We start from the raw sequence: 13,460 nt of genomic DNA on the forward strand, positions 1-13,460 counted from the left end.
AATATTCATCGCATGCTGCTCTCATCTTGTGTGGATTACAAAATGTGCAATAGCTTCGGGTGAACGGAAGATTCTATCTTTGGAAAAAATAAGTCAGTTGACAGAAGTCTCTTCTCAGAAAAAAATTGTACCGGGAATGGGTGTTCGCAAACTCACACTCGCTGATCAGTTGCCCGATTGCGAAATTTTCATCAACGAAAATATTTATGATCTCGCGGAATTCTGTCGCGGGAAAAATGTGGTGGACATCGGTTGCGGGTATGGAAGGAACAGGTCCATCGTGGAGAAAGCCGGCGGAAAGTGGACGGGAGTAGAACCCTTCGAAGGCGGCGCACATACGGTGGTGGGCGATGCAGAAAATCTTCCGTTTGAAAATGAAATGTTTGATGTGGCGATCATGGATGCTGTGCTCGAACATATTCCTGATGTTGGGAAAGCATTCAGCGAAGTGGCGCGTGTTTTGAAACAGGGAGGGCATTTCATCGGCTACGTTGCCTACATGGAATGTTTTCATGAAATATCCTATTCGCATTTATCGTTCAAGGCGCTCGAACATTATTCGAAGATCAACGGAATGAAACTGGAAAAAATTTCCGGCGGAAAAAGATTTGGTATCGATTATCATAAAGCAGTTTTGTTTTATCCGCTTCCTGTGAAATGGGTGCGGCCCATAAGAGCGGCAATGATCAGGAATATCATCAGGATAAAATCTTTTTTTGCTTTTCTCGGATTGAAATGGAGAAGAAAATTGCCACGTGCTGAAGCGAAAAAAATGGCGAAGATGTATTTCCAGCTGGAATGTTTAAGGCAGTCCGTCGGCTTCAGCTATATCATTCGGAAAAAATGACGATCAGAACCTGATGCCGAGTACGCACACATCATCCACCTGTTCGAGTTCTCCTTTCCATTCATCAAACATTTGATCAAGCTCCATCCCGGTATGTTCCATATCTGCCGATGAGAATTTCACAAGCAGATCGCGGAACTGCGCCGATTTGAATTTTTTTCCTTTCGGCCCGCCGAACTGATCCGGAAATCCATCGGTATACAAATAGAGCGCATTATTTTTTTCGAGTACAATGCATTGATCGGAAAAATTCTTTTCTTCATCCACCATTCCACCGATGGCAGTTTTTTGCGGCAGAAGAAATTCAAGTTGAGCGGTATTTCTGTAAATGATCACAGGCCTGTTCGCGCCTGCAAAAATCAATTCCCTTTTTTTCTGATCCCAGGTGCATAATGCAATATCCATTCCGTCGCGCGAACCGCTTCCTGCTTTGTCCTGGTGCAACTGCTTGCGGATTCCATGATCGATGCGGTGAAGAATTTCTGATGGAGTTGAATGAGGAGATTCTGTTACTGCATTTGTAAGCTGTGAAGAACCGAGTACACTCATGAATGCGCCGGGAACGCCATGCCCGGTACAATCTGCAACCGCGAACCATATTTTATTTTCTGAAGGATGTATCCAGAAAAAATCGCCCGAAACAATATCTTTCGGTTTGTACAAAACAAAACTGTCCGGAAAATATTGTGTGAGCAATTCTTTCTCCGGTAAAACAGCAAGCTGAATATGTTTTGCGTAATTGATACTGTCTGTGATATTTTTATTTTTCATCCCGATCTCATCATTCGCAAGTTGCAGCACTCTTCTCGCTTTCCTGTTCTCGCGCACACGCACAAAAAAGAAAAGAATGATGAGTACCGCGACTACGCTTCCGGAGATGAGCAGTGTGAGCATGCGCGATTGTTCGGCATTATTTTTCAATGCAGTTTCTTTCTGATCCTGTTTCAGTTTTTCGATCGCGCGTGTGGACTGATCAAGATCGTAACGCGCTTTCATTTCGGCAGCATTCTCATCGGCCGCCACATTCAGAATAGAATCTTTCAGGTCGAGTGCAAGGAGTGAATACTGCAAGCCCTCCTGGTATTGCCCGGCGTAATTCAATCCTTTGGCCAAAGCAAGCGATGCATCGTACCGTTGTGAAAGCGCTCCTTCCTGCACGGCAAGATCGTTCGCCCTGCGCAAAAGTGAAATTCCTTCCGGCGAACGATTGGTTTTACAGAGTAATTTCCCCAATGAAGTAAGTGAACCCAGTATTCCGTTTTTATCGTTGATGCTTTCGCGCAGATCAAGAGCAAGCCGGTATTCCTCTTCTGCTTTTGCAAGTTGTCCCTGCTCTTCAAAAACCTGTCCCACGTTATTGTGAATGATCGCCAGTCCATGCGAGTCGTGCGTCTGTTCGCGCAGATCGAGTGCAATGCGGAAATAATACAATGCAGAATCATATTGTTTCTGTTCCATGAAATTGGAACCGATATTATTATACGTGCTGGCGAGATCGTTTTTATTTCCGAGTTTCTTTTTATAAATGAGCGCCTGGCGAAAAAATCCGATCGCGTCCTTGTATTTTTTCTGATCCATATAAATAGAGCCGAGATTATTGAGCACCTTGCCCATGTAGGTTGGATCTTTATTTTCAATGAGCCGTGCCCAATCGAGCGCTTTGTAATAATATTCGAGTGATCGCGGGTAATCGCCCATGGCACCATACATGTAACCGATGTTCAGAAGATTTCCCGCAAGGCCCGCTGTGTCGTGCGCGCGTATGCGCATTGCATTCGCTTCTTCCAGATCATCTTTCGCCTGTTTGAAATGAAATTCTTTGGTTTCAATGAAGCCCAGAGAATTCAGCGCATCATCAAGAAGAAAAGTATCATTCTGAGAACGAAGTATTGCGGCCGATTTCAAAAATTCATCTTTGCTTTCCTGTTTTCTTTCGAGCGCATCGAGTGAACCGGCATTGTACAAATACCAGTCGGCGATGGCAAGACTGTCTTTTTTTGCCAATGAAAATTTCAGCGCACGCTCTCCGTACATCAACGCACTGTCGGCCGAGAATTTCCTGTAGGCAGCCATGAAATCGTGGCGAAGGGAACGATCGCCGGGAGATTTTGTAAGGAGCCGGTAAATACTATCGCTTTTATTTTTTTGCGCGGAAGAATTTTTCGCTGCAACCAGCAGCAAAAGAAAAAACAGGATATGAATAAAATGGAATTTCAAACAGCTTCTAAGATAATAAGATTTGATGCAGTGCGCCGTATTTGTATTGGTAAACAGGCGACTTCAATTGAATCATTAACTTTACTTCATGGCACAAGTTGATCTTTCTACGTTCAATAATTCTTCATTCGATCCAGGTGCTTCGTTCATTAGGCGGGCATTGTGGTTCCGTATCAATGCAATATTCTTCAATTCAAGATTTCCTTTCTGCAAATTCAAAAAATTTCTATTGCGTTTATTCGGTGCAAAAGTTGGAAAAGGTGTTGTCATAAAACCATCAGTGAATATTAAAAGCCCGTGGAGACTTGTAATAGGAGATCACGCGTGGATCGGTGAATTTGTGTGGATCGATAACCTGGTGAATGTGCAGATAGGAAATAATTGTTGTCTCTCGCAGGGCGCATTTCTGCTTACCGGGAATCACGACTACAAGAAAACCTCATTCGATCTCATTACGGGCAGTATCGTTCTTGAAAATGGTGTGTGGATAGGAGCGAAGGCAGTAGTTTGCCCTGGCGTTACCTGTCATTCCCACGCTGTGCTTACAGTAGGTTCCGTAGCGACTGATGATCTGGATGCGAATGGAATTTACCAGGGTAACCCTGCGGTGAAGGTGCGCGAAAGAAAAACAGGATAAATGGCATCTCTAATAACTTCGAACTGCTGCATTGGACTACATCCTCAAAATCCTCATTTACGAATAGTAAACACCGCCTTGCATTTCTGTGTTTTTAGAGATGCCCTAAAGAAGATTAACGGAACAGCAGGTTTGCTTCCCTTGAAATCTTCGATTCAATAAGAAGGAAAGAAAATTATTTTTTCTTCTTGAAGAAATTTTTTCCGAGACGTTTTCTTCTGCCTTTCATTTTTTTGAAAGCAACCACTTCGGATTCAGAATAAACTTTAACATGTCCTTCTTTGTGGAATTTAAGAAGTCCGAGTTTTTCATATTTAATTAAAGTAGCAGGAGAGATCTTCAGTCTTCTCATTACTTCTGAACTGTGGATCTTGTCGGAGATATTCCTTACCGGTTGCTCACCGGAATTGCCGCCGCCTGAACTTTTAAGGTTGCGAAGTTCTCTTTTTATTCCGCGGAGTTCTTTCAGCATTAAGCTGAATACTTTGAAGTCGAGTGTGAATCTTGTTTTCATAGCTGTGTAAATAAGGATTTAGGGCGCAAAATACACAAATTGTCATTCAAAACAATACTTGCAATATTTTTATGTTATAGTTAAGAGGCTGTTTAAAATTCATTTTTTGGAATTGTTATGATGCCATTTTTGTTCAGCCGAGGCGCATTTTGCAGGCCATAGTGGAGCGACTACGGCCAAGAAATGCAACGAAGGATGGACAAAAATGGCGCATAACAAAACAGTTTTTCGGCTTGTAAATTATCAGCACCTGCCCGCTATGTATGATGTCGCTGTGAAGATTATTCCATCTCTTGATCTGCGCAACAGATACGCCATACTTATTCGCTATGCCTCCCAGCGTCTGCCCGCGCGTAACCTTATGTTTGATCACCGTTTTTCCGCTCGTTTTGTAATCATTCCATGTGGAATCGACTACTAATAATTTTTTCTGAAGGAGTTTGATGCTGTCCATATTGAAAGCGATGGAATCGCCTGCCGGATTTTTATCCATCCAGTCTATTGTTTGCAGAACAGCATTGGTAAAAAGATCTCCTTTCAGTTTATATCCTTTTATGGAAAGGTGTATTCCGTCGGGCTGTGCAAATCCTTTATCACCCCATTTCACCATTGTGCCGCGTCCGCCGGATATCCAGTACCAGTCGAAAAACCCGCAGTGATATTTGCGTGCAATTCCACGCACGAGATCGGAGAATTGTTCGCCGCACACCATATCATGACCCTTGCGCACCATATCCTGCGTGCTTGTGAGAATGATGGAAGCTTCGGGAACATCTTTGCGCACACGCTGAATAGTTGCAATAATAATACTATCCATATCAGGATGAATACTGTCTTCGTAGATATAGTTATTTGTTCCGAAATCAATGATCACAAGATCCGGGTCAAGTGCGGGTAATTGCTGATCGAACAGATCTTCATAGAGGATCGATTCATATTTTGCTCCACCAACTCCGCAATTGTGCAGGATCATTCCCGTATTGGAAGAGGTTTCCAAACTCATTCCGTAAAATTCAAACTGGCTTTCGTACGGATTATTCTTTACCATTTTCACAGACAGGACATGATCGGTCTTAGGCATTTTAATTTCAATGTAAGGCAATGAATCACCTGCAACAGAATCTACCGGAACAAGAATGATCTTTTCAGCGAAAGTGAATTGCATATCATAACTGTTGTGCGATTTTTTGCAGAAGATACGCAGCTTGTCGTAAGAAGGAGGAACAGCAGAATCGAAAGTAAACGTGAATGAAGCATCAGAGTCCACCGTGTTCGAGGTCATTCCTATTACGCCCAGTGGAAGTTTCGGGGGAAGGACAAGACTCTTCGCATACGTCCAGTCGCCGGTGTGCGTGGTTTTATATTCGAGCGAGGAATAAGTTTTTGCAGTGGAGTAGGGGAACACCATTCCTCTTCCACCGTCGCCGTGGATGCGCTGAAAATTTCTGCGGATGCGCGCCGGATAAATATCAGATTGCAAATGAGAATCGCCGAGATGGACGATGGACATTTTTTTATTTTTTGTGTTCTTCCAGCTTTTATAAAAATGGTCGAGTGCATCGCGGTCAAAGAACTGGATCATGTCGTACTCAAGATGAATGGAAGAATCGATGGCCGTATCGATCTTCAGATGAAAAGTTCCGTTGGGATCCTGTCCCGGCTGCCCGAGCGCACTCGTACAACGCGTGTGCAGGAGCGGAATGATGAAAATGAAAATAAGTGCAGCAGGAAAATATTTTCGGACCATCGTTCTTTCCTTCCCGGCGATATTTTTTTCTTCTGCTTTATTTTTCATATCAGTTCTTTTCTTTTTTCGGTTTTTTAATGGAATCGCTTTCTTTTGCTTTCAGGCTATCCTTATTCGAGGGGACATCTTCTTTCTGCGCCGGGGCATTGCTTTTCGGGTTTTTCATGAGTTTCTCCATCATGTGAAGGTGCCACGATGTATTCGCAGAAAAAACCCCATTGATGAAAATAACATCAGTAATTCCGTTTTTCTCAATGAGATCAAGAAGATTATAATTGTAATAGCGGTAATCCACCACGAATGTCTGTTCGAAATGCGCCGGGAAATAAGTGGAGAAAGGATTGCCGTAAGAATTTTTCACGATCACTACTTTGCGCCCGTTCTTCACATCAGAATCTATTCTCACCATCGGGTAATCGCCACCGAGAAAAACACCGTAGGAATTAGCACCGCTTGCATGCTCGGCATAGAGCGAACCGCCTACTGCTTTTTCCTGGTTTTTTTTGGTGTACATGTAAGGTTTAAAAGCGTTCGGTATCTTCCAGTAAAAAACAGTATCAGCATTATCTTTCAAACGTGAATCACGCGTATCCCAGTATAAACTTCCGAGATAATTTGTTTTACTTTTCATTTCCATTTGAGAAAGTGAAAGTGCAGTGATCCCGGCTGTATTGCAGAAAGCAACGTAAGCGTAATAAGCGCCAAGCCCCGTCCAGTGGTGATCTGTTTTGTAATACACATATTCATTCTGATGTGCGGCAATCAATGAATAAGCATCTACGCATTTCACACCGGGCATCATGTTCGAATACATCGCCTGGATATTGTGTTTTTCTTTTCCGCGATAATTTCCCGGTGAATTGAATTCGATGGAAGATGGAACAACCACAGCGTAAACAGTTGCTTTACCAGCGAGCGCTACCTCGTATTTATTCACTACATCGGCATAAGCTTTTGCCATTCTATCATTGCCACCGAAAATTTCCATGGCCCTTCCGTTATAGATAAGCAGGTTGTCCACTTCTTCTCCGCCTTCTGCAGGTATATCCGAATCCACTATTGCAGAATCATTGAGCGAATCAGATTTTTTTAATGGAATACTCGTGCCGGTCAGCATTTTTTTTGGCTTGGTGTAGAATCCGATCGACTTATCCTTGAATCCTCTTGCATCTTTGAGTTTGAAAGAAAAATCAACAAGTTTATCCCGGTAAGGAAAATTATCAGCAACAAAAAGATCGATGGAGTCAATATAATTTCCATAGAAAAGTGAATCCCATGAAAAGACCGGAATAGGGGAGAGCTGTCTTTTTTCCACTTCTGAAACTCCGCCGTGCTTCTGGAATAAAAACAATATTCCGAATACAGTCAGCAAGGTTGTAAAAACAACCGTATTGATGTAAGCGAACTTATTTTTAGCACTGCGTTTCATTTTTAAAACATAAAGTTATCCGTTCATTGCCCATACTCCTGCTAAATTCTTCCGTAAAGAAAGGGGTTATAGGATTTCCCTACCAGCAGGCAGGTGGAAAGGAACAACAACAGAAAGTTGAAAACAAAAGTGAGGCCATACACATAATCCTGCCGGCGCGCTACGATCAGTTGTTTGACCCATCTATTTGAATAACGGTAAACCGGTGTGCAGAGAATGAGTGCAAGGAGGATCCACAAAATATTTTCCTGAATGTCGAGCCACGACGGCAGATCCCACCAGTCATGTCCGTTTACATGGAAAAGAACTTTCAGGTAAGCGCCGAGCATATTGAATTTAATAAAATAGAAAAGCACCCAGCTCATCATAATGAAGAACAGAATATAAATGCGATCGATGGGAAGATACCATGGAACTTTTTTGAGGAACTTGCCCAGAAATATTTTTTCGATGAACAAAAGAATTCCCCACATCAATCCCCAGAAAATAAAATTCCAGCTGGCGCCGTGCCACATTCCGGTAACGAACCACACGAAAAATAAATTGAAGTACTGATTTTTCCTGTTACCGCCGAGCGGGATATAAATATAATCGCGGAACCAGGTGGAAAGTGAAATGTGCCACCTTCGCCAGAAATCCATTGCCGATCTGGATGTGTAGGGGTAATTGAAATTCTCGAGGTAATGGAATCCGAACATTCTTCCTAAACCAATCGCCATATCGGAATAACCTGAAAAATCGAAATAAATCTGGAACGCATACATCAGTAATCCGAACCAGGCACCTGTTACCGTAAGATGATCGAAAATGTGAATATTGCCTATGCTCTGATCACCCATATATTTTTGCACGTAGATATAAGCCACATTGGCTATACAAACTTTTTTGAAAAGGCCAATGCAGAATCTTCCGATCCCTGAACTGATATCTGCTATTCTCTGTTTGCGATTATCTATTTCATGCGCAATGGTCACATATCGCACAATAGGCCCGGCCACGAGTTGATGATAAAGTGAAATGAACATCATGAACTTGAGAAGCGATTTCTGCGCTTTCACTTTATTCGAATAAACATCGAACACATAGGAAACAGATTGGAAAGTATAGAATGAAATACCGAGCGGAAATGTAAATCCGGGTTTGTGGAAAGTTGTTCCGAAAACATGATTCACATTTTCAATTACAAATCCGCTGTACTTGAAGATCATGAGCACACCCACATTCACACAAATGGAAGAGACCACTCCGAGTTTTCCCCATTTTTTGTGACGGAATCTGTCAATGAAGCGTCCGTTCAGGTAATCGATGAATGCGGTGAAGATGAGAAGCAGCACCCAGAAAGGTTCGCCCCAGGCATAGAATACGAAGGAGAAAAGTGTGAGCACGATGTTACGGTACACATCATTTTTCGAGATGTAATACAGGATGAGGTTGAGCGGGAGAAAAATGTAGAGGAATGTGAGACTGGCAAAAACCATAATTTCAGTTCTTCCTTCTGCGGGATGCTTGTGGGAGACAAAACAAAAATACGGCTTTGTTTTTCTTTCTGTTGCAAATGAAGATTAATGCAGGATTAATTGAAGAAGTGTGGGGGAAGAGAGGTTAATTGTTAGAAACTGTATGATGCAGATATTTTGAGGTAATAAATGCAATGAAAAAAATATTAATACAAAGAATGAAAAACAATAAAACAAAAAATCCTCTCAGAGATGAGAGGATTTTTGCGGACCGGACGGGACTCGAACCCGCGACCTCCGCCGTGACAGGGCGATATTCTAACCAGCTGAACTACCGATCCAAATTCTGATTCTAATTTACAAAGAACTTTATTCTGTGATCCCACTGGGAGAGCAAGCGAAAAGAAAATGCCCGGTGGGCATTTTGCGCTTGTGATGCTCACGCTTTGCGTGGCACGAGTCCCTGCGGATTTCATAATTTACAAAGAACTTTATTCTGTGATCCCACTGGGAGAGCAAGCGAAAAGAAAATGCCCGGTGGGTATTTTCCGCTTGTGATGCTCACGCTTTGCGTGGCACGAGTATTCGGTGATCCCGCTGGGACTCGAACCCAGGGCCCTAACATTAAAAGTGTTATGCTCTACCAACTGAGCTACGGAATCAATCCACGCTTTTTATTAACGCGGCTGCAAAGATAGTTGCTTCCCACACTCTGCCAAATTGTTGACCAATCTTTTTTAACATGTTATCAGTCTTATCGGATCGCCATAAATGATCTTTTCCTGATCTTATTATTCTTTTTTCCCCAATGAAATTTTGATCCTGAATTTTAATATTAAACAATAAATTTCTATTCGAAACAAATGAATTCAGGCCAGCGAAACCAGGAAAAAATGGTGACAAATAACCTACCTTTGTTATACAGGCAAATTGCATTGAAGCATGCGTTCCCTAACGCGATTTTTTTTATTTATTTTCTTTTTTGCAGCTTATCCGCTGAGCGTTTCCGCCTCTCATCTCATGGGCGGTGAGATCACGTGGATCTGTCAGGGTAACGGGCAGTTTGTCTTCCAAATGAAATTATACCGCGATTGCAACGGTGTGCAGGGGCCTGCTGCTGCGAGTATCGATGTGTTCAATAATCCTTCGCTTTCATCGATCGCCATGAATCTTGTTTCGCAAACAGATATTTCTCCACAATGCAATGTAACAGGCCCGCAGATCACATGTGCGAATGCGCAGGCGCAACCGGGCTGGCCTGCAAGCGCAACGCCCGTGCCGGGCGCAGTGGAAGAATTCGTTTACCAGTCGGCGCCCATTACCATTTCAGGAACTCCCCCTGCCGGTGGATGGGTTTTCGCTTACACAAATTGTTGCCGGAATATGTCGGTGACAAATATCAATAACGGCGCAGGAAGTTTAGGATTCACACTCCGCGCAAAAATGTATGCCTACAATAATCAGAATACAAATCCCTGCTATGATAATTCACCGGAATTTCTCGAGAGCCCGAAGACCATTATCTGCACAGGATATCCTTTCACTTACAATCACAATGCAGTAGATAAAGAACTCGATTCACTTTCCTATTCGTGGGCTGAGCCGCTCGATGAATACCTGAATCCGCCTCCTGCTGCATTTGTTGTTGGAACAAATCCGCCTACTATTCCTTTCGTTGCGGGATTTGCTTTCAATAATCCGATGCCGGGGCCTGCGTTGAATCCGGGAAATGTTCCTGCTACCATCAATCCTATTACCGGCGAAATTTCTTACACCTCATTCACGCAGGGAAATTTTGTGACGTGTATAAAAGTGGAAGCGTGGAAATGCGGACAGCTCGTTGCAGAAATTTACCGCGACATACAGGTGGTTTTACTTCCGTGCGGAAATAATTCTCCTCCCGCTGTTACACCGCCGTTCAATGCAAACACTTCTTTTAATCTCACAATTTACGCAGGGCAATTAGTGAATTTTAATTTTTCAGCTGTGGATAATGATACGCTGAGTAATGGTGCGCCGCAAACGATGACGCTTACTGCAACAGGACAGGAATTTGGCGCAGGATTTACCAACGCGGCTGCCGGTTGTATCAATCCGCCATGCGCTACACTCAATGCACCGCCACCGGTTTCTGCAATAGGAAATCTGAATACAACTTTCAACTGGCAAACAGCGTGCAATCATGTTTACTACACGAATCAATGTGCGCAGCAATCGAACGTTTACGATTTCATTCTTCGTACGACGGATGATTTTTGTCCGGCACCGGCACAGACCATTGCAACAATTTCCATTACTGTTCTTGCACAGCCATTGGTAAATTCTCCAAAGGTGCATTGTGTTGCAGTACAACTCAACGGCGATGTTACACTCACGTGGGAACAACCACCTGATACGGGGGGAACTTTCAACAGCTATCACATTTACACTTCCGCGAATGTAAATGGCCCGTTCATTCACCTCGATTCTATTTTCAATTACAACCAGCTTACCTACACACACGTGGGCGCGAATGCAAATGCGGGACCCGTTTTCTATTATGTGCAAACGAGATCGGGTTGCGGCGGACTGATTTTTTCTCCTCCTGCCGATACGATGAGTTCAATTTATTTACAAGTGAACAACAGCAATAACCAGGCGGCATTGCTCAACTGGAACAATATCAGTATTCCTCCTCCAACGTCGCAATATCCATGGTTCAGAATTTATCGTGAATATCCGACCGGCATCTGGACATTGATCGATTCAACGCAATCGCTGAATTATGTTGATTCGATACAGGTGTGCAATAACCAGGTGAATTACAGAATTGAGATCGGTGATTCGCTCGGGTGCGTTTCTGTTTCGAATGTTGACGGTGATCTTTTTCTTGATAATGTTATTCCGAATATTCCTCTTCTTGATTCGGTGAGTGTGAATGCAGGAAATACGGCAACGATAGGATGGAATGCAAGCACTTCGCACGATGTGATCGGTTATGTTGTTTATCAATATATCAATGGAATATGGACTGCGATCGATACGTTGTGGGGAATCAATAACACGGGATACATTAACGGGATCAGTAATGCCGGACAGCAAAGCGAGAGTTACGTGATCGCTGCGCTGGATTCGTGCGGGAATGTGAGTACTTTTTCATTGGTGCATTCAACTATTTTTCTGAATCGTTCGCTCGACATCTGCACGTCGAGTGCTAATTTGTGGTGGAATAATTATCAGAACATGCCGGGTGGCGGCGGAGGTTATAATATTTTCGTGAATGATAATGGCGGGCCTTTCACACTCGCCGGTTCTACCGCGGCGGGCGATACTACTTTCACTATTGCCGGACTTGTTCCTGCTCACACGTATTGCTGTTATGTGCAGGCGTTCAATAATCCGACTACGATCACTGCCACATCGCAGGAGATCTGTTTCTTCGCGAATTTTCTCACGGAACCTGTTTTCAATTATCTGCGCACGGCAACTGTTGCCGGAACTAATTCTGTGAATGTGATCGGTTATGTGGATGTGAATGCAGATGTGGTGAGTTATAATTTCTATCGTGCAGATACGATCATCGGCCCTTATAATTTCATTGGCTCTGTTGCTGCGAATCCACCGAACAGCATGGTTGTGTTTACAGACAACCAGGCGGAAACAGGAAAGAAAAGTTATTTCTACAGGATGTCGGCGGTTGACAGTTGCGGTACAGATACGATGATATCAAATTATGGAAGAACAATTTTTCTGCAGGCAATAAGTAATGACGAGATTACGAATACACTTTACTGGAATGATTATGCGCAGTGGCCGGCTAATGTGGCGGATTATAATATTTACCGTAGCATTGATGGCGTATGGGATCCTGTTCCGGTCAATACAGTTCCGTTCACAAATGCCGGCGAGAATATTTACACCGATGATGTGCAGAATTATATTCAGTACATCGGAAAATTCTCTTACCAGGTGGAAGCGATGGAAGCTCCGGGAAATCCGTATGGATTTGCAGATAGTTCCTGGTCGAATATTGCAGATGTTGTTCAGAAACCACTCGTGTATGTTCCGAATGCATTCACGCCGAATAATAATGGGCTGAATGATATTTTCATGCCATCGACAGGTTATGTTGACATTGTAGATTATAATTTTTCCGTGTTCAATCGCTGGGGAGAAAAAATATTTGAAACGAATGATCGCACCGCCGGATGGGACGGAAAATATGCAGGACACCGATGCGAACCGGATGTATATGTGTGGTTGCTGACTTTTAAAACAGCTTCGGGACAATACATAGACGAGAAGGGAATTGTGACGCTGCTCCGGTAATTAATAATGTGCTGATTAATAATTGGAGGAATGAACAGCAATGTGATGAAACCGGAATGGCTGATTAGATCGTTGGATTCATTTGAACAGGCGGGTAGAGATTTTTTGAAACGCAGACCAATTTTCCCAGTCCTGATCGCAGCGGATACCCCACAGTGATGAAAGTTCATAGCCACATAACTTGCGAGGAGTAGCAGCGGAGAGCAGGAACACAGGTCATTTAACGCACAGGTGTGCCGCTACAAATAGTTCCCAATAATCGTAAATCGTACATCGTAAATCGTACTTCTTGCCTTATCTTTGC

At 43.2% G+C, this 13,460-nt stretch carries 8 protein-coding genes and 2 tRNA genes; 3 read left to right on the forward strand and 7 right to left on the reverse strand.

The features are described 5' to 3' along the window. Window positions 1–97: 97 nt before the first annotated feature. Window positions 98–847: a methyltransferase domain-containing protein gene (locus tag HY064_12270; GenBank protein ID MBI3511433.1), complete on the forward strand. Its 750-nt coding sequence runs from the start codon at window positions 98–100 to the stop codon at window positions 845–847. A 3-nt stretch (window positions 848–850) separates the two neighbouring features. Here HY064_12270 and HY064_12275 read toward each other — a convergent pair whose 3' ends face one another. Beyond that, complete coding sequence (locus tag HY064_12275; protein MBI3511434.1) at window positions 851–3,064, reverse strand: tetratricopeptide repeat protein; 2,214 nt, start codon at window positions 3,062–3,064, stop codon at window positions 851–853. An 88-nt stretch (window positions 3,065–3,152) separates the two neighbouring features. On the opposite strand from HY064_12275, the gene wcaF reads away from it, so the two are divergent. Then, window positions 3,153–3,701 (forward strand): colanic acid biosynthesis acetyltransferase WcaF, encoded by a 549-nt coding sequence (gene wcaF, locus HY064_12280; GenBank protein ID MBI3511435.1) that lies wholly within the window; start codon window positions 3,153–3,155, stop codon window positions 3,699–3,701. 175 nt (window positions 3,702–3,876) lie between these two features. Here wcaF and HY064_12285 read toward each other — a convergent pair whose 3' ends face one another. The 6 genes from HY064_12285 to HY064_12310 form a co-directional block, all read right to left on the reverse strand. Then, window positions 3,877–4,215: a MerR family transcriptional regulator gene (locus HY064_12285; GenBank protein MBI3511436.1), complete on the reverse strand. Its 339-nt coding sequence runs from the start codon at window positions 4,213–4,215 to the stop codon at window positions 3,877–3,879. Between the two features lie 133 nt (window positions 4,216–4,348). Beyond that, window positions 4,349–6,010, reverse strand: coding sequence for a LysM peptidoglycan-binding domain-containing protein (locus HY064_12290; GenBank protein ID MBI3511437.1), 1,662 nt, complete (start codon window positions 6,008–6,010; stop codon window positions 4,349–4,351). 1 nt (window position 6,011) lies between these two features. Continuing rightward, on the reverse strand, window positions 6,012–7,391 hold the full coding sequence (locus HY064_12295; GenBank protein ID MBI3511438.1) for a hypothetical protein: 1,380 nt from the start codon (window positions 7,389–7,391) through the stop codon (window positions 6,012–6,014). A 41-nt stretch (window positions 7,392–7,432) separates the two neighbouring features. Next, on the reverse strand, window positions 7,433–8,869 hold the full coding sequence (locus HY064_12300) for an MBOAT family protein (protein MBI3511439.1): 1,437 nt from the start codon (window positions 8,867–8,869) through the stop codon (window positions 7,433–7,435). Window positions 8,870–9,115: 246 nt separating this feature from the next. Further along, a tRNA-Asp gene (locus HY064_12305) sits at window positions 9,116–9,189 on the reverse strand. Between the two features lie 248 nt (window positions 9,190–9,437). After that, a tRNA-Lys gene (locus HY064_12310) sits at window positions 9,438–9,510 on the reverse strand. A gap of 280 nt (window positions 9,511–9,790) precedes the next feature. On the opposite strand from HY064_12310, the gene HY064_12315 reads away from it, so the two are divergent. Continuing rightward, window positions 9,791–13,156, forward strand: coding sequence for a gliding motility-associated C-terminal domain-containing protein (locus HY064_12315; protein MBI3511440.1), 3,366 nt, complete (start codon window positions 9,791–9,793; stop codon window positions 13,154–13,156). Window positions 13,157–13,460 lie beyond the last annotated feature (304 nt).

The sequence above is a fragment of the Bacteroidota bacterium genome (assembly GCA_016194975.1).
GTDB lineage: Bacteria > Bacteroidota > Bacteroidia > Palsa-965 > Palsa-965.

Coding starts and splice junctions, on each gene's coding strand:
- wcaF (MBI3511435.1), top strand. CDS start 3,153: ATGGCACAAGTTGATCTTTCTACGTTCAATAATTCTTCATTCGATCCA.
- HY064_12285 (MBI3511436.1), bottom strand. CDS start 4,215: ATGAAAACAAGATTCACACTCGACTTCAAAGTATTCAGCTTAATGCTG.
- HY064_12290 (MBI3511437.1), bottom strand. CDS start 6,010: ATGAAAAATAAAGCAGAAGAAAAAAATATCGCCGGGAAGGAAAGAACG.
- HY064_12295 (MBI3511438.1), bottom strand. CDS start 7,391: ATGAAACGCAGTGCTAAAAATAAGTTCGCTTACATCAATACGGTTGTT.
- HY064_12300 (MBI3511439.1), bottom strand. CDS start 8,869: ATGGTTTTTGCCAGTCTCACATTCCTCTACATTTTTCTCCCGCTCAAC.
- HY064_12315 (MBI3511440.1), top strand. CDS start 9,791: ATGCGTTCCCTAACGCGATTTTTTTTATTTATTTTCTTTTTTGCAGCT.